Consider the following 17,301-nt stretch of genomic DNA (forward strand, 5'->3'; position numbering starts at 1 on the left):
GACCAAGCAAATTGCTGAGAATCGCAATACATGCCCCCTCTCAACGCTTAAACAGAACAATCGTACTATGTACTATCTAGGCCGGTCATAAAGCGCTACAATCTTTGATTGTTTTTAATCGCCGGACAACGCCATGTATCGCCCTGCTGCATTAGAGCCAGACCAGCCGATGATCCGCATTCGCGGCGCGCGGACGCACAATCTAAAAAACGTCAGCCTCGACCTCCCTCGTGGCAAGTTAGTCGTGATTACCGGTCTGTCCGGCTCGGGCAAATCATCGCTCGCCTTTGATACCTTGTACGCCGAAGGGCAGCGCCGCTATGTGGAATCGCTGTCGGCCTACGCGCGGCAATTTTTGCAGCTGATGGAAAAGCCCGACGTTGATCTGATCGAAGGCCTGAGCCCGGCGATTTCGATCGAGCAAAAAGCCACCAGCCACAATCCGCGCTCGACAGTAGGCACCGTCACCGAGATTCACGACTATCTACGTTTGCTATTCGCCCGCGTCGGCACACCCTACTGCCCCGACCACGATCAGCCATTGCAAAGTCAAACCGTCAGCCAGATGGTCGATCATGTTTTAGCACTGCCCGAAGACACCAAACTAATGGTGCTCGCGCCGGTGGTCATTGGTAAAAAAGGCGAAAACGTCGATCTATTTGAAGAGCTGCGCGCGCAAGGCTTTGTGCGCGTGCGCGTCGATGGCGAAGTGTTCGAGCTCGATGAAACGCCCAAACTCGATAAAAACAAAAAACACACGATTGAAGTGGTGATCGACCGGCTGAAAGTGCGCGCTGATTTGCAACAGCGCTTGGCCGAATCGTTCGAGACCGCACTGCGCCACGCTGATGGCCGCGCAATTGCGGTCGAAATGGACTCTGGCAACGAGCATTGGTTCTCGGCCAAATTTGCCTGTCCGGTGTGTAGCTACAGCCTACCCGAACTCGAACCGCGTCTGTTTTCGTTTAACAACCCAATGGGCGCGTGCCCAAGTTGCGATGGCCTTGGGCAAAAAACCTTTTTCGATCCGAAACGCGTCGTCGCTCACCCCGAAATCAGCCTCGCCGCTGGCGCGATCAAGGGCTGGGATAAGCGCAATCAGTTTTACTTCCAGATGCTCACCAGCCTAGCGGCACATTATGGTTTTGACACCGCGACGCCATGGGAAGAGCTGGACGCTAAACTACAAAACATCATCCTGCACGGCTCAGGCCGCGAGGAAATTGCGTTTATTTATATGAACGAGCGCGGCAGCAAGTTCGAGCGCGTACACAGTTTTGAAGGCATCATCCCCAATCTGGAACGCCGCTACCGTGAAACCGACTCGATGTCGGTGCGCGAGGAATTATCGAAATACCAAAACAATCAAGTCTGCCCCGTTTGCGACGGCGCACGCCTGCGCAAAGAAGCCCGCCATGTACGAGTGGGGGGGAATAACCTGCACGCCCTATCTAGATTGGCTTTGCGAGATACACTCCACTTTTTCCAAAGTCTAGAACTGGAAGGCAGCAAGGCGCAGATTGCCGAGAAAATCGTTAAGGAAATCAGCGAGCGTTTGGGCTTCTTGGTGAATGTGGGTCTGGATTATCTATGCCTGGAGCGCAGCGCCGATACGCTGTCGGGCGGCGAAGCGCAGCGGATTCGCCTCGCCAGCCAGATTGGCTCGGGTCTGACTGGCGTAATGTATGTGCTCGATGAGCCATCCATCGGCCTGCACCAGCGCGATAACGACCGCCTGATCGGTACGCTAATGCACCTGCGCGATCTGGATAACACCGTGATCGTCGTCGAGCACGACGAAGATGCAATGCGCGCCGCCGATTATCTGGTCGACATGGGCCCCGGCGCGGGCGTGCACGGTGGGCAGGTCATCGCCGTCGGCACACCGGAAGAAGTGTTCAACAATCCCGATTCGATCACCGGCCAGTTTATGACCGGCAAGCGCAAAATCACCCAACCCGAAAAACGCCGCGTGCCCGATGCCGAAAAATGGCTGCGCTTGGTTGGTGCCAGCGGCAATAATCTGAAAGACGTGACGCTCGAATTGCCCGTTGGCCTGATGGTCTGCATCACTGGTGTATCGGGCTCAGGCAAATCCACGCTGATCAACGACACGCTGTACAGCATTGCCGCGCGCGATCTGAATGGTGCCGGATGCGAGCCAGCGCCCTACCGCGAAGTCACTGGCTTGGAGCATTTCGACAAAGTCATCAACGTCGATCAATCACCGATCGGCCGCACGCCGCGCTCCAACCCCGCCACCTACACCGGCCTGTTTACGCCGATCCGCGAGCTATTTGCTGGCGTTCCGGTCGCACGCGAGCGCGGCTACGGACCGGGGCGGTTCTCGTTCAACGTCAAAGGCGGGCGCTGCGAAGCGTGTCAGGGCGATGGCGTGATTAAGGTTGAAATGCACTTCCTGCCCGACGTGTACGTACCGTGCGACGTCTGCCACGGCCTGCGCTACAACCGCGAAACGCTGGAAGTGCAATACAAAGGCAAGAGCATCACTGAAGTGCTAAATATGACGGTTGAAGACGCGCTGGAATTCTTCAACGCCGTCCCCACCGTCGCGCGCAAACTGCAAACGCTGCTCGACGTGGGCCTCGGCTACATCCGCCTCGGCCAAAGCGCCACCACGCTATCGGGCGGTGAAGCGCAACGCGTGAAACTCGCGCTAGAACTCTCCAAACGCGACACCGGTCGCACGCTGTATATCTTGGACGAACCCACCACCGGCCTGCATTTCCACGATATCGACCTGCTGCTGAAAGTTGTTCAGCGCCTATCGAGCCACGGCAATACCGTGGTGGTGATCGAGCACAATCTGGATGTGATTAAAACGGCGGATTGGGTGATTGATCTGGGGCCAGAAGGCGGCGCAGGCGGCGGCCAAATCATCGCCACCGGCACACCGGAAGATGTGGCGCGAAATATGGCGAGTCATACGGGGCTGTATTTGGCGCGGGCGTTGGGGATAGCGAGGGAATAATTGGGATTATGGGTATATCGCTGTAGCCAATGATTAGATTGGCCTATAGAAACATACCCATCAGCACCAGCGTAGGGCGGGTTAGCCGAAGGCGTAACCCGCCAATCAGATACCGAGCTAGCAAATCGCAACGAAGGCGCGCAAAAAAGATTAACCCTCGCTACTTTACTTAATCATTCGGTTCAAAGAATAAATCATCAAGAAGAAATAGGTCATCAACATTACAAAAAATTTCTTTATTTAAACCATCAGAAAAGGCATAAACCTGCACCATCTTTCCTCGTGACATTACCTCTCGAAGAAGGGGAATATAATCACCATCTCCTGACATGATTACGACTTTATCAATTGATGTCCCATAAGCGTACTTTAAAGCATCTATGGTAAGATTAATATCTACACTCTTGCTTTTTGAATTTTGTTTCTCCTTCTTAAATACATATGGAACTAAGGTGCCTGACCATTCCTGACTTGATATTGTAGTGAATTCAAAAATCGATTCGGATATTTTTCTTTTTATTTCATAAATTTTATTATCATCACCAACCACTGTTGTGTAATAAGACACCCGAACAACATCATTATTCCCGTGTTCATTCAATATATCCTTCTGCCAAACAAAACAATCTCTTTCGTGATCTACTGTTTTAATTGGTACTCTCCCCGCTTGAACCAAGCTTTGATATCTTTGCACTAAGTTCTCTCCATCAACGAGAACGATTGTTTTATATTGCATAAAAATATTCCTGTTTTCTCATCACAAAACCCTTCCCTACGCTGAGATCGAATTAACAAATTGCTGCTTTAATGTCGAGTAGCTTACCACACAGAATCGCCCTAGCGCCGTAGGTTAGACTAAGCTTGTGCTGCGCAACGTTTATTGAGAAACCTCCATCCGAGGCGGTTTTTTATTTGGCTGCAATTTGTTATCCACCACGGATTGGCGGCCATGCGCCGCGGCACTTACTTTCTTTGCTTCGCCTAAAGAAAGTAAGCAAAGAAAGGCGACCCCACATCTGCGTCGGCTACGCCGATGCCCTCGCTGCGGACAATCGGCAGGGCGGCGAGCTTTAACAAAACAGAGCCCGCCGAATTCCCCTGCCGCTTGTTCCTCGCTCGGCGCAGCTGTAGGGGAATTGGCGCAGACCAACGATTGCGACATATACATGCCATGGTGTTGCTCCACAGGTCAATATTGAATTGCCCTTCATTGATATACCCATAGGGTAAACAGAGCGTAGCGAATTTCACCGATGAATCTGCCGAGTTATTCGCGTTATTCTGATTTTTACTTTGGCGAAAACACAGCAATGGTGTTTAGCACGGCTTGCCCGTGGAGCCGCGCCGTTCGGGAGGCGATTGGCAAGGTTTTAAGCCGCAACCTGTTTGAGCGGCGCGACGGTAGCGCGCAGCGAGTTTTGCGGCGCCTTGCCAATTGCCGGACGGACGGGGTTTCGCGGCGATCGGGGCTCTTTTGGGGTGTAGGGGGCTTTGGAGAAGCAAAGCCCCCTACCTGCCTGCGCGGCGGAACGCGCATTCAAACATCGCGGCGCAGCCGCTAAAAACAGCGGATTCGCCGACCATGGCACAAGTGCCAAAGTTCGAGGCATCGCAAAACAATCACAGCTGCGCCACATCAATACGCCAAATCCACCGCTGCGATATAAAAGCACCACGACTTCAATTACTTAGCTGCCGACGATGTTCAACGCCAATTCCTTCCGCCTGCACCCACGCCGTTTTTCGTCGTGGATTGATATTAGCCACGCCAAATACGGCGGGCGGGTGCAGAAGGTGTCGGTGGCGGCGGATTTTACTTGCCCGAATCGCGATGGTACGAAAGGCCAATTGGGCTGCACTTTTTGCAATAACGCAGGCTTTACCCCACAGTATGCGCGTGAGAATCCCAATAATATTGGCCTACAGCTCGATACCGGGCTGGAGTTTCTACGCCGCCGCTATCCACGCACCAAGCTTTGGGTCGCCTACTTTCAGGCCTATAGCAATACCTATGGCGAGCTTGACCGTCTGATCGACACCTATCAAACCGCGCTGCGCCACCGTGATATCAGCGGTTTGGTGATCGGCACGCGGCCTGATTGTGTGTCGGATGAGTTGCTCGATTATCTGGCCGAGCTGTCCGAGCGCTATTTGATCGAGCTGGAATTGGGGATTGAATCAACGTGCGATCAGGCGCTCATCGCGGTGAACCGTGGCCATGATTTTGCTTGCAGCGTCGATGCGATTGAGCGCGCTGCGGCGCGTAATCTGAGCGTTGGCGCGCATTTGCTGTTTGGCCTGCCGGGCGAGAGCCGCGACAGCATGGTGGCCGCCGCCGAGCTGCTATCGAAGCTGCCGCTGGCGTCGCTGAAATTTCATCAACTGCAAATTGTGAAAGGCACGCAAATGGCTAACCAATGGCGGCAAGATCCGGCCAGCATTCCGATGATGCCGCTTGATGATTATCTTGAATTACTCGCCGATTTTGTCGAGCGCCTCAACCCGAATATCGCCATCCAGCGCGTCGGCAGCGAAGTGCCACCGTCAATGCGCCTTGCGCCGGATTGGTCGCTGCGGCTATCGGAACTCGCGCCGATGCTAACGGCGAAGCTGGAGCAGCGAAAAAGCTGGCATGGGCAGCGATGGAAAAGCCACTGTCCGCAGATCGGCTCTACGGGCTAGGATTTTTGAGTTCGGCAAAATCATTAGCAGCCTTCTCCAGCTCGCCAGTTTCATGTGACCAGCAAAATACAATTGGCGAATACGAATTGCCTTCGCGAAGAAAAATCAACTGATCACCGCAGCCATTCGCAGCGATTGCAAGTGCATTTTCTGGAAAACCTTCACAATCTTTATAAAACTCTGTTTCTTTGATGATGTGATTACAGCTGCGCACAAGGCGCTTGCGATCTGAGGAGTCTGCAATCGGGTACAGCTCCCAATTATCGTCATTGAATTCAACCACACCACCATTTTCAGATTTCATGGCTGTGCGATAAGACTCTGGCAGCGCAGCTCCCAACAGCTGCTCTGCCTCATCAACAAATCGTTCACTTAGATCAAAAGGCATACAGGCACTCTGCATTAGTGATTCAAAAATCAAAAAAAAGGCCTTGGAGAAACCAAGGCCTTTTTACATCACTGCTAAAGCTTATACAGCTACAACGCGGCTGCGGCGGTTGCTGCTGCTAAACGCGGCGACTTTCATTGTCGCAGTCGCAGCCACTGGGCCGGTGTACAGCGCCGAGGCTGGGGTTGGGTCTGAGCCGTCAGTGGTGTAGCGAATCGCCAAGCCGGGCGCCGAAATATTGGCGTACAGCTTGCCCGCTTCCACTTTCACGCCCGGCAATGGGATACGGTAGCCGTAGCCACCAAAGCCTTCTGCACGTGGGAAGCCATCGAGGCGTGGCAATTCGCGTTGGCCCAAGCGGTTGGCAAATTCGTTCCAATCCGCGTCAATTTTCGCTTGGCGCGCTGCGGCATCGGCGATAGAAGTCCAAGCTGGATCTTTCGCCCATGCGCGTTCGGCCAGTGCAATCGTACGTGGCATCGCCAAATATTCGAGGCGTGAACGATCACGGATATTTTCCGCCCACAATTGGCCTTGAATCCCGATGATGTTTTTAGTGCCTTCTGGTGTCAGGCGTACTTTGCTGGCGATATTGTCTTTATCAAGCTCATGGCCAAATAGATTAACCGTGGCAGTGGTAAAGATATCGAGCGGAACGAATTCAAATGCGCCGCGCGTTTCGATAAAGCCGCCCCAGTAGTAGCCCGGCTCGAGCGGATCTTTCGCGTAGGCCAAGTCAAAATACAGGTTCGTCACGTTCGACAATACCGTTTTGTAGCCCGCGTTGGCCAATTGATAAGCGAAGTCTTCCTGACCCCAGCCCCACACGTTATTCCATACGTACGGGCGGAAGTTGGCGTTGACGAATTCTGGATTTGGGCCATGCGTATGCGTGCCGTTGACTTCTTTTTTCACCAGCGCAATTTCTTCCCAGCCACCAAACACTAGGCCGTATTTTTTCAGCAGGTCGCGGTAGCGTGCGAGGAAGTAGTTTTGCAGCTCAACGATTTGCGTCATGCCCTGCTCTTTCATAAAGGCTTGGCAAATTGGCGATTGCTCCCAAGCACCGTGCGGCACTTCGTCGCCACCGGTGTGCATGGTGGTGAACGGCGCACCCGCCTCAACAAACATCGCCTTCACATCGTGCAATACGGTCTCGATGAAGTTGTAGCAAGATTCTTGCGCAATGCAGATCACATTGTCGTGCCACAATTGCACTGATTCATACACCGATGCGTCGTTAAAGTCGCACAACAGGTACTGTTTAGCTTCAGCTTCGCGGCCTTCGGCCATCAGGCGTGTGTAGCGCACATTCATCGCTTTGATCGCTGCGCGTGCGTGGCCTGGCACGTCGATTTCTGGCACGACTTCAATGTGGCGTGCGGTGGCGTATTTCAGGATTTCGATGAAATCAGCTTTGCTGTAGAAACCACTACCTGCCTTACCCGCTACATCGCCGCCCGAGCCAAAGCATGGCACCAGATTGTCGGTTTCATCAGCGGTATAACCGCGCTGGCTACCGATTTCGGTCAGCTCTGGCAGGCTTGGAATTTCCAAGCGCCAGCCTTCATCATCGGTGAGGTGGAAGTGGAATTGGTTCAGCTTGTACAGCGACATGCATTCAAGCAAGCGCAGAATCGTTTCTTTGCTAGTGAAGTTACGACCCACGTCTAGATGCATACCGCGGTAAGCAAAGCGTGGCGCGTCAACGACTTTGCACGCGCCAACGGCGAGTTCAGCTTGCGGGTTCAGGTAAGCCGCCACAGGCAACAATTGGCGCAAACTTTGAATACCGTTGCACACACCTGCGGCGCTTGCGCCAGTGATCACGATGCCGCTTGGGCTCACATCCAGTTGATACGCTTCATTTGGTGCCAGCGTTTCGCTAACATTCACCGCGCCAATTTGCAATTTGATCGTCGCAGCGCCCGCTGGGGTAATCGCCGCGCGTTGCAGTGTTTTGCCACTCACGTCGTGCAAGCTGGCTTGCAACAAAGCCGCTTCATTGGCCAAATCGGCTGAGTGAACAATATAGGTGTTTTTAGTAATCAGAAATTCGCCCGCTGCGGCGGTGTAGCTCAGTGGTGTTGGCGTGATTTTGCTGATGGCATCCGCAGGCAGTAGGCTCAGACCTGCATTTTGCTCGTAGGTCAGCGCGGCATTACTTGGTGCAACTTTATCATTGGCATTGCGATGACGCTGCTCAAGCGTAGCAAATTCGGCAATTTCCGGATCACCAATCACTTCCATATGGGCATTCGGCGTACCAACGTCGTAAACAATGTAAAAGCCCAATGGCGCGTCGGTTTCGCTAATCACCCAGAATAGGCCTTCATAGTCGAAAGTGCGTGTTTCACCAGACTGCACCACGCCAAACTCAGGCTTAGGCTCTAAGCTCCAGAAGTCGCCATTCACGTGAGTCACCAATACATCACCGCTCACCGTTTCAGGTTTGATCTTGCGGCAAGTATTGAAGTAAATCGCCCAGCCAGTCGCTGGTAGCGCGTGCTCTGACAAATTGGTCAGCGTTAGTGTGGCGAGAAAGTTGTCGCCATTGTGGGCGTTGGTTTTATTCGCCCAAGTTAATTTTAAATGCGCACCCGCTGGCTTATTCATTCTTGCTCTCCCTTCGGTTGGTCGGTTGGGGCTAGCCCCCATCCAAGACAGTGTAGAAGTGCCACGCGTGGAAGCCAAGCTCTGCTTACTTGCTGTAGCGAGCGCAACGACGTCCATGCCTGCATGGCACATTTATACAGCTAGCGCCCAAGCAAAAATCCACTATTAGCCCAAAAAAGCATAGAATCAGCTCAAACGGAGAAACGCTATGCTGATTAGGGAATGGATTGGTAATTCGCAGGGCCACGCGTGGCGCTTAAATCATCATATTGCCGACCTAATCCCGTTTAATTTGCATTTTCACCCCGAATACGAGCTGACCCTCACGCTGGGCGCGCAGGGCCAGCGGCATATCGGCAGTGATCTGGAAAGTTTTGGCGAATGTGATCTGGCCTTGGTCGCGCCCAATCAGCCACATAGCTGGCAAGCACCGGCGCGCGTCGATGGCGCGGCGATCAAACTGCAGGTGGTGTTATTTCGGCTCGACTGGCTAGTAGCCCTAGCTGAAAACGGCATGCCTGAACTGCGACATCTGTGTCAGTGGCTAGCGCAAATCCGGCAAGGCGTGGTGTTTAGCTCTGCCTGCACACAGATGCTGGCGCCACGACTGGCACAATTGCATGAACTCACTGGGCTGAAACGTTTGACCGCACTGCTGGATATTTTATCCGAGTTGGAAAAAGACCCCGCCGCGCGCTTTATCAATGGCGAGCTGACTCAGCTTGAGCCAGATCGCCGACTCATCCGCGCGATGAGCTATTTACAAGAGCACTATCTGCATAGCGTCACGCTCGACGAGCTAGCCCAAGTGGCCGCCTGCAGCGTGACGACGCTCAAACGCTTGTTTGCGCAGCAAATGAAATCGAGCTTTAGCCAAGAATTAGCGCGGCTGCGCATTGCGCACGCCAGCAATCTGCTGCTGAGTACTGATCGTGGCATCGATTGGGTCGCCAGCCAAAGTGGCTACGCCTGCTTAAGCCATTTTTATCAACAATTTAGCGAACGACAGGGGCAAACCCCCAGCGCATTTCGTCGCCAGAGCCGTACTCAGCAAGTCGCCAAATCAAACTGAAGGGTATATTTATGCAGTATATAAATTACCTAATGCATAAACCCATACACCCAGTAGGTATTTACACTTTTGTTACATCCTGACGGCTAATTAGCCTGCAGCACAGATAGCACCCGCCCCACAGCTCGATGACAAGGGCTGCAAGAGAGTGATTTTGCAGCGAAAAACGCACGTTCTTTCTCCTAGAAGTGGCTATTTTTCGGTATCATTACGTACTTTTTGCCACATTTCTGGGTTCTATAGACATGGCCAATGTGCTCCAACTACGCGGCGGTACCGCGCTTTCACCGTTCCGGATTGAAAAATTAGCAACTGCGCTCGCCGCGCAAGGTCTGACTGTCAACCTCTATGCAGAGTACTGGCACTTCGTTGAATTGAACGCCGAACTGGCCGCTTTATCGGCCGATGATCAGGCCGTTCTTGAGCGCATTTTGAGCTATGGCGAGCCAGCCAATCCGGCACAAGCCACCGGCACGCCGATTCTGGTCTTGCCACGTCTAGGCACGATTTCACCGTGGTCTTCCAAAGCAACCGATATCGCCCTGCACTGTGGTCTGGACGGCAAAGTCGCACGCATTGAGCGCGGCATGGCCATTTACGCCAGCAAAGCCGACGGCTCAGCGCTATCCACCGCAGAAAAAAATACGCTGTTGCCACTGATTCACGATCGGATGACCGAGCAAGTGTTTGAAGGCTTGGCCGCAGGCAATGAGCTATTCCGTCATTTCGAACCGACCGAATTGAAAACGGTTGATATATTGGGCGGCGGTCAAACGGCACTCGAGCAAGCCAATATCGAATACGGTTTGGCCTTGTCGAGTGATGAAATTGAATACTTGGTAGAAAACTTCAACAAACTCGGCCGCAACCCAAGCGACGTTGAATTGACGATGTTCGCTCAGGCCAACTCTGAGCATTGCCGTCACAAAATCTTTAACGCCAACTTCATCATCGACGGCCAAGCGCAAGACTACAGCTTGTTTGGCATGATTCGCGAAACGCACAAAGCCGCACCGGAAGGGACAGTTGTTGCGTACTCGGATAATTCATCAGTGATCGAAGGCGCGGAGATCGAGCGCTTCTTCCCAGCCAGCAACGGCGCAGAATACGGCTTTGAAAAGCAAAAAACCCACATTCTGATGAAAGTGGAAACACACAATCACCCAACCGCCATTTCACCATTCCCCGGCGCAGCGACGGGCTCGGGTGGCGAGATTCGTGACGAAGGCGCAACCGGCCGTGGCTCAAAACCGAAAGCGGGTTTGTGTGGTTTCACCGTTTCAAACTTGAATCTCCCCGGCTACGTACAAGACTGGGAAAGCCCAGCCTATGGCAAACCAGATCGCATCGCTTCGGCGCTCGATATTATGATCGAAGGGCCGATTGGCGCGGCAGCATTTAATAATGAATTTGGCCGTCCGAACTTGGCCGGTTACTTCCGTACGTTCGAGCTGGATGTGAATGGCGAGCGCCGTGGCTACCACAAGCCGATCATGATCGCTGGTGGTTTGGGCAATATCAACGACGCGCATGTGACCAAAAACGGCCTGCCGGATGGCTCATTGCTGATTCAACTGGGCGGCCCGGGCATGTTGATCGGGATGGGCGGTGGCGCAGCATCGTCAATGGATACCGGCTCAAATGCAGCGGACCTCGATTTTGATTCGGTACAGCGCGGTAACCCAGAAATGGAACGCCGTTGTCAGGAAGTGATCGACCGCTGCTGGCAGCTTGGCGACAAAAACCCAATCCAGTCGATTCACGACGTCGGCGCTGGCGGCATTTCGAATGCTTTCCCAGAATTAGTCAACGACGCCGGTATGGGTGCGGTGTTTAACTTGCGTAAAGTGAACATCGAAGAGCGCGGCATGGCACCGAAAGAAATCTGGTCAAATGAATCGCAAGAGCGCTACGTGCTCGGCATTCACCCGAACGATTTGCTGACCTTCGAAGCCATTTGCGAGCGCGAGCGTTGCCCGTTTGCGGTGATCGGCCACACCACTGACGAGCGCCACTTGACGGTGGAAGATCCACACTTCGGTAACAAGCCTGTCGATATGCCGATGGACGTATTGCTCGGCAAGCCACCAAAAATGACGCGCGATGTAACACGCATCAAACCTGAACTCAAAGTATTCGATTCTTCAGCGCTCGATTTGAAAGAATCACTGTACAAAGTACTGCAACTGCCATCGGTAGCGGACAAGTCGTTCCTGATTAATATCGGCGACCGTACCGTTGGCGGCTACACCGCACGCGACCAGATGGTTGGCCCGTGGCAGATTCCCGTGGCTGACGTTGCTGTTACTACCATGGGGTATAACACTGTATGCGGCGAAGCAATGGCGATGGGTGAACGTACCCCTCTCGCTTTGATCAATGCCGCAGCATCGGGTCGCATGGCCGTCGGTGAAGCACTGACCAACTTGGCAGCCGCACCAATTGCCAAATTGGGCGACGTGAAATTGTCAGCCAACTGGATGGCGCCAGCTGGCCACCCAGGCGAAGATGCGAACCTGTACGACACCGTCAAAGCCGTAGGTCTTGAGCTGTGCCGTGAACTGGGCGTTTCGATTCCTGTCGGTAAAGATTCACTGTCGATGAAAACCGTATGGGACGACGCTGGCGAGAAAAAAGCCGTGGTGGCACCACTGTCACTGATTATTTCTGGCTTTGCACCTGTTAGCGATGTTCGCAAAACGCTAACGCCACAATTGGTAACCGGCGAAGACACCGACTTGCTATTGATCGATTTGGGCACTGGCAAATGCCGCTTGGGCGGTTCTGCCTTGGCGCAAGTTAATGCTGAAATCGGCAATTGGGCGCCGGATGTGGTCAGCGTGGATCACCTGAAAGCCTTCTTCGCAACAGTACAAAAGCTGAATCTTGAAGGCAAATTGCTGGCTTATCATGACCGCTCGGACGGCGGCCTGATCGCCACAGTGACCGAGATGATGTTCGCCAGCCATTGCGGCGTGACGTTGGAAATCGACGAGCTGTGTATTGACCGTCGCGTTCGCCAGCGCCAACAACATGAAATCACGCCAGAAGATGTCGCACGCGCTGAAAACGGCCGTGTAATGGGCGTGTTATTTAACGAAGAGTTGGGCGCTGTCTTGCAAGTACGTCGCAGCGACACTGCTGCCGTCATCGCTGCATTTATGCACGCGCAACTGGCCGGTGAATTGCATGTGATCGGTACCACCAATCATGACGACAAACTGAAAATCAAAAAACGCAACCGCATGTTGTTGGATGAACCGCGCGTGAGCCTGCAACAGGCGTGGAGCAAAACCAGCTGGCAAATCCAACGCCTGCGCGACAATCCAGCATGCGCCGATGCTGAATACGCACGCATTGCCGACAAGAATGACAAAGGCTTGTTTGCTAAATTGACATTCAATTCATCGGACGACATCGCTGCGCCGTATATTGCGAAAGGTGTGAAGCCTCGCGTTGCTGTATTGCGCGAGCAAGGCGTAAACGGTCACATCGAGATGGGCGCGGCATTCAACCGCGCGGGCTTTGCCGCCGTTGACGTCCATATGAGCGACGTGATTGCTGGCCGTGTACAGTTGGCTGACTTTATGGGCTTGGCAGCGTGCGGTGGCTTCTCGTACGGTGACGTATTGGGCGCAGGTGAAGGTTGGGCAAAATCGATTCTGTTTAATGCCGCTGCGCGTGCGCAGTTTGAAGCGTTCTTCAACCGCGCCGACACCTTCGGCTTGGGCGTGTGTAATGGTTGCCAGATGATGGCGAACTTGTCAGGCATCATCCCTGGTGCAGAGCACTGGCCAAAATTCACCCGCAATCAGAGCGAGCAATTTGAAGCGCGCTTTGTCACCGTTGAAGTACCGCAATCGCCATCGCTGTTCTTTAACGGCATGGCGGGCAGCCAAATGCCAGTGGTGGTGAGCCACGGTGAAGGTTTTGCCAACTTCAGCCAGCAAGGTGACATCAGCAAGGCACTGGTTGCAATGCGCTACGTCGATAGCCACGGCAAGCCAACGCAGCAATACCCACTGAATCCGAACGGCAGCCCACAGGCGATTGCCGGTGTTACGACGCCTGACGGTCGCTTTAGCATCATGATGCCGCACCCAGAGCGTGTATTCCGCACTGTGCAAAACAGCTGGCACCCAAGCGAGTGGGAAGAAGACGGCGCATGGATGCGTATGTTCCGCAACGCTAGAGCCTTCCTAGGCTAAGAAGCAATACCCAACAAAAAGCCCCATCAAACGATGGGGCTTTTTTCTGGCGACTGAAAAATCGATTAAGGTCCGATTAATCAGTAGTAGCTTCAATCTCACCTGCAGCAGGCAGCAGGTGAGCGCAAAATTTAGACTTGCTCTTCGGTGATGTGCAGCTCGATCTCGACGTTTTCAGCCGAGTATTGAATCTGCGCCAGCAATACCGCATCAACACGGTTGGCAAAACGGCGTAGCGGGATAGAGCGCTCTAGCGCCGGGCCCATTTCCGAGCGGAATTCTTTCACATACTGCAGTGCGCCAACGTGATCGCTTTCCAGCTCATCTTCGTGATCGCTAACAATGGTTTTAATTTTTTTGCGAATCTCTTTAAGCTCTTTAAACAGCTCGCTCGATACTTCGCACAAATCGGCAAATTGCAAAGACACATCCACCACGCTACCGGGCACTAGATAGCTCGCCAAAGTTTTCGAGCTATTTTTTAGCAATTCAAACTGCTGATCATCAAAAACCAGCTGCAAAGGAAAATACTCTTCCGAAGCCTTTAAAGCTTGACGGATGCCATCGTTACTACGTAACGCCTCTGGCAATTTACTGCTTGCGCGGGCTTTCACCACATAACGGGTTTTTGTGCTCATTCCATTCTCCAAAGAAAGTGTTCTACAGTCTATAGCGAGAGTGTGACGCTGCTTTTAATGTGCATCAAGTCCGATCTTGGCAAAGCGCTATTTTTCAAACAGTAGTAGACAAGTGTTTTGAAATTCGTTAATATTCGCCACCTCATGAATTGCAAACCTCATCTAGCAATTCATTTTGATGTGCGCGATTGGTGGAATTGGTAGACACGCAGCGTTGAGGTCGCTGTGCCGCAAGGCGTGCGAGTTCGAGTCTCGTGTTGCGCACCACAAGTATTTTGCAGGACAAGTAAAAAAGCCCCTAAAGCCACGTATTTACTAGGTTTTAGGGGCTTTTTTCATTCTGCCATTCCCGCAAAAAACCACAGAAAACGCACAAAAACCACAGCCAAGTGTCCCCGTTTTGTCCCGAACAATGTCACTACTTTGTCACTGCATTTGCTATACTTTGCAAAAATCCACCCCAAATGGAGCAAAGCATGGCGACAATTACAAAACGTGAATCAGGCAAGTGGCAAGCCAAAATCCGCATCGGCGGAAACATCCGATCTGCAACATTCAGAACCAAAGGCGAAGCCACCAGCTGGGCCAACTCTCTCGAAAACGAAATCTCCGCAGTACGAGCTGGCAATACGCCGAACCGCACAGTCGGGGAAATGCTCGAAAAATACATTATAGAAGAACTACCGAAGAAACGCGGCGAACGCCAGGACACGCTACGCATGCGCCGCATTCAGCGCGACCATTTATTAGCTGACATATCTTTACGCGACATCCAACCATCCGACATCGCAGAATGGCGTGACCGTCGCCTGGATAAAGTCTCATCGGCCAGCGTTTTGCGTGAACTCTCAACCCTATCTCACTCATTCACCGTCGCAATGAAAGAATGGGGCTGGATCCGGCTCAACCCATGCCACGCCATCAACAAACCAGATACTGCACCACCCCGAACCCGCCGCTACACCCAAGACGAAATCGATCGACTACTACTGGCCTGCGGCTATGATCACAACGAAAAACCACTCACAATACAATCTCGCGTCGGATCCGCACTGCTATTTGCATTTGAAACCGGCATGCGAGCCGGCGAGATCGTCGGCATCAAACCCGAGCACATCGACATCGAGCGCCGCATTGTTCACCTACCCAAAACAAAAAACGGCCACCCGCGCGATGTACCACTTAGCCGCGAAGCCATCCGCCTACTTGAGCAACTGGATGGTATCGCAGCCCCAGGCAAGCCCGTATTCGCCATATCATCCGGATCACTCGATGCGCTTTTTCGCAAAGCCCGCGAGCGTGCAATGATCGAAGGCGTGCGTTTTCACGACAGTCGTGCGGAAGGTTTAACTCGCCTAGCAAAAAAACTATCACCGATGGAGCTGGCAAAAGTAAGCGGCCACCGTGACCTGCGCATTCTACTCAACACCTATTACCGAGAGGATCCCGCCTCACTCGCCGACAAGCTAGACTAAAAAACAAGCCCGCAATCGCGGGCTTACTCTTTTTTACAGATCACCTCCAGAACAGGACACCCCCGCTGGAACCCGCAAAAACACTAGCTCTGCACCTAATAAAACCCCCTCTAAATCATGGCTATATGTGTTATTGATTACTTGTGATTCACTGTCCGTACTGGCAACATCCATGATGTGACTCTTTCCCTATCTTACGAGTGACACAGAGGGGATGCGGCGGCAGCCGCATTCCCTCATTTCTAACAGCCTACGCGCAGCCAACAATTCCTTGCGCAGTCGCACTTTGTCACTATACTTGAATGTTCATCCGCGCCAAAATCGGCAAGATGAACGATCTATACCGCTCCCAGTTTCGACTACCTTGGGACCTCTACGAGGCTCTACAAGAACAAGCCACCGCCAACGAGCGCAGCCTTAACGCTGAACTTGTGCAGCGACTGCAAGACAGCCTATCCGGCCAAACCAGCAACAGCGACATTGCCGCCGAACTCAGAAAACAATCCGAGCAAATCGCCCACCTAACCCACCTTATTGAAAGCCTAAGCAAGCAATAAGAGGGTGCAATCGAAACGCAAGCAAAGCGTATAACGGCAAATATGGCGGATCAATCCCTTACCCGAAAGAAAACACGACGAAGCTGATAAGCACTTGTAATATTTGAGAAATATAAAAGCGCTTTCCGCCCGCGCACTCCCCGCACTAATCCGCCTGCGATCGCCACCAGCTTTGCCAGCCAATCAGCTCATTTCGCCATTGCTGGCAGGTTTCGTAGTTTCGGGCGATGACGCCGAGGGCGTCAGCTTTTCCAACTGGCTGGGCGGATTCATCAGGTGTGCTGGCGGCATCGTCAGGGACGGCGGCAAAGTCGTGGATCCGCACCCACTCAGCATCCAGCCGCTGATCACAAACACCACTAGCCTTAGATTCAGCCGCATTTTCAGATTGCGCATACCTCACCACCTCTTTGGTCACTGTTTTGTAAATCACCCGCGTGCGCTCGATCGCACTGGCATTGGCCACCGCAGCCACCGCTGCCGACGCCTGCTTTTTTTCGACCTTAGCCGCCGTTTTATGCTCGACTTTAAGCATTGCGGCATCCTTGCTATTACTGGCACCGACCCAACCAACCCATAGACCGAGCGAAAACACAGCAAGCAGCACCAACACACCAGCCGCCAAACGATACTTTTCAGGAATTAAATTGAACATACGTTCGCCACAAAAATA

Annotated in this window: 11 protein-coding genes and 1 tRNA gene; 7 read left to right on the forward strand and 5 right to left on the reverse strand. The window is 52.9% G+C overall.

Annotated elements, in window-relative coordinates; translation table 11 throughout:
- Positions 1-133: 133 nt before the first annotated feature.
- On the forward strand, positions 134-2,992 hold the full coding sequence (gene uvrA, locus HZU75_RS04060; protein WP_228028185.1) for an excinuclease ABC subunit UvrA: 2,859 nt from the start codon (positions 134-136) through the stop codon (positions 2,990-2,992).
- Between the two features lie 169 nt (positions 2,993-3,161).
- Here the strand turns inward: uvrA and HZU75_RS04065 are convergent, their stop codons facing one another.
- Positions 3,162-3,728 carry an NYN domain-containing protein gene (locus HZU75_RS04065; protein ID WP_180307901.1) on the reverse strand — a complete coding sequence of 189 codons (567 nt, stop codon included), beginning with the start codon at positions 3,726-3,728 and terminating at the stop codon, positions 3,162-3,164.
- Positions 3,729-4,693: 965 nt separating this feature from the next.
- Between HZU75_RS04065 and mnmL the strand changes: the two genes are divergently transcribed.
- Positions 4,694-5,674 carry a tRNA modification radical SAM protein MnmL/YtqA gene (mnmL, locus tag HZU75_RS04070; RefSeq protein ID WP_180307902.1) on the forward strand — a complete coding sequence of 327 codons (981 nt, stop codon included), beginning with the start codon at positions 4,694-4,696 and terminating at the stop codon, positions 5,672-5,674.
- Here mnmL and HZU75_RS04075 read toward each other — a convergent pair.
- Both HZU75_RS04075 and HZU75_RS04080 read right to left on the reverse strand, forming a co-directional pair.
- Entirely contained in the window at positions 5,664-6,062 is a 399-nt protein-coding gene (locus HZU75_RS04075; RefSeq protein ID WP_180307903.1) for an SMI1/KNR4 family protein, read from the reverse strand. The genes mnmL and HZU75_RS04075 overlap by 11 nt on opposite strands.
- Before the next feature lie 81 nt (positions 6,063-6,143).
- Positions 6,144-8,678: a family 20 glycosylhydrolase gene (locus HZU75_RS04080; RefSeq protein WP_180307904.1), complete on the reverse strand. Its 2,535-nt coding sequence runs from the start codon at positions 8,676-8,678 to the stop codon at positions 6,144-6,146.
- Positions 8,679-8,886: 208 nt separating this feature from the next.
- On the opposite strand from HZU75_RS04080, the gene HZU75_RS04085 reads away from it, so the two are divergent.
- Together HZU75_RS04085 and purL are read left to right on the forward strand one after the other, a co-directional pair.
- A complete protein-coding gene (locus HZU75_RS04085; protein ID WP_180307905.1) occupies positions 8,887-9,750 on the forward strand; it encodes a helix-turn-helix domain-containing protein in 864 nt (287 codons plus the stop codon).
- A 245-nt stretch (positions 9,751-9,995) separates the two neighbouring features.
- Complete coding sequence (gene purL / locus HZU75_RS04090; RefSeq protein ID WP_180307906.1) at positions 9,996-13,958, forward strand: phosphoribosylformylglycinamidine synthase; 3,963 nt, start codon at positions 9,996-9,998, stop codon at positions 13,956-13,958.
- 131 nt (positions 13,959-14,089) lie between these two features.
- On the opposite strand, the gene HZU75_RS04095 is transcribed toward purL, so the two are convergent.
- On the reverse strand, positions 14,090-14,596 hold the full coding sequence (locus HZU75_RS04095) for a hypothetical protein (protein WP_180307907.1): 507 nt from the start codon (positions 14,594-14,596) through the stop codon (positions 14,090-14,092).
- Between the two features lie 182 nt (positions 14,597-14,778).
- Between HZU75_RS04095 and HZU75_RS04100 the strand changes: the two genes are divergently transcribed.
- From HZU75_RS04100 to HZU75_RS04110, 3 genes are all read left to right on the forward strand, one after another.
- Positions 14,779-14,863, forward strand: a tRNA-Leu gene (locus HZU75_RS04100).
- A gap of 209 nt (positions 14,864-15,072) precedes the next feature.
- Positions 15,073-16,071, forward strand: a complete 999-nt coding sequence (locus HZU75_RS04105; protein ID WP_180307908.1) for a tyrosine-type recombinase/integrase — start codon at positions 15,073-15,075, stop codon at positions 16,069-16,071.
- A 329-nt stretch (positions 16,072-16,400) separates the two neighbouring features.
- Positions 16,401-16,628, forward strand: a complete 228-nt coding sequence (locus HZU75_RS04110) for an Arc family DNA-binding protein (protein ID WP_180307909.1) — start codon at positions 16,401-16,403, stop codon at positions 16,626-16,628.
- A 145-nt stretch (positions 16,629-16,773) separates the two neighbouring features.
- Here HZU75_RS04110 and HZU75_RS04115 read toward each other — a convergent pair whose 3' ends face one another.
- Positions 16,774-17,283 (reverse strand): hypothetical protein, encoded by a 510-nt coding sequence (locus HZU75_RS04115; protein ID WP_180307910.1) that lies wholly within the window; start codon positions 17,281-17,283, stop codon positions 16,774-16,776.
- Positions 17,284-17,301 lie beyond the last annotated feature (18 nt).

The sequence above is a fragment of the Chitinibacter fontanus genome, assembly GCF_013423785.1.
Taxonomy (GTDB): domain Bacteria; phylum Pseudomonadota; class Gammaproteobacteria; order Burkholderiales; family Chitinibacteraceae; genus Chitinibacter; species Chitinibacter fontanus.

Excerpts from the sequence above, each read along its gene's own strand:
- uvrA (WP_228028185.1), top strand. The coding sequence starts at position 134 with ATGTATCGCCCTGCTGCATTAGAGCCAGACCAGCCGATGATCCGCATT.
- HZU75_RS04065 (WP_180307901.1), bottom strand. The coding sequence starts at position 3,728 with ATGCAATATAAAACAATCGTTCTCGTTGATGGAGAGAACTTAGTGCAA.
- mnmL (WP_180307902.1), top strand. The coding sequence starts at position 4,694 with ATGTTCAACGCCAATTCCTTCCGCCTGCACCCACGCCGTTTTTCGTCG.
- HZU75_RS04075 (WP_180307903.1), bottom strand. The coding sequence starts at position 6,062 with ATGCCTTTTGATCTAAGTGAACGATTTGTTGATGAGGCAGAGCAGCTG.
- HZU75_RS04080 (WP_180307904.1), bottom strand. The coding sequence starts at position 8,678 with ATGAATAAGCCAGCGGGTGCGCATTTAAAATTAACTTGGGCGAATAAA.
- HZU75_RS04085 (WP_180307905.1), top strand. The coding sequence starts at position 8,887 with ATGCTGATTAGGGAATGGATTGGTAATTCGCAGGGCCACGCGTGGCGC.
- purL (WP_180307906.1), top strand. The coding sequence starts at position 9,996 with ATGGCCAATGTGCTCCAACTACGCGGCGGTACCGCGCTTTCACCGTTC.
- HZU75_RS04095 (WP_180307907.1), bottom strand. The coding sequence starts at position 14,596 with ATGAGCACAAAAACCCGTTATGTGGTGAAAGCCCGCGCAAGCAGTAAA.
- HZU75_RS04105 (WP_180307908.1), top strand. The coding sequence starts at position 15,073 with ATGGCGACAATTACAAAACGTGAATCAGGCAAGTGGCAAGCCAAAATC.
- HZU75_RS04110 (WP_180307909.1), top strand. The coding sequence starts at position 16,401 with ATGAACGATCTATACCGCTCCCAGTTTCGACTACCTTGGGACCTCTAC.
- HZU75_RS04115 (WP_180307910.1), bottom strand. The coding sequence starts at position 17,283 with ATGTTCAATTTAATTCCTGAAAAGTATCGTTTGGCGGCTGGTGTGTTG.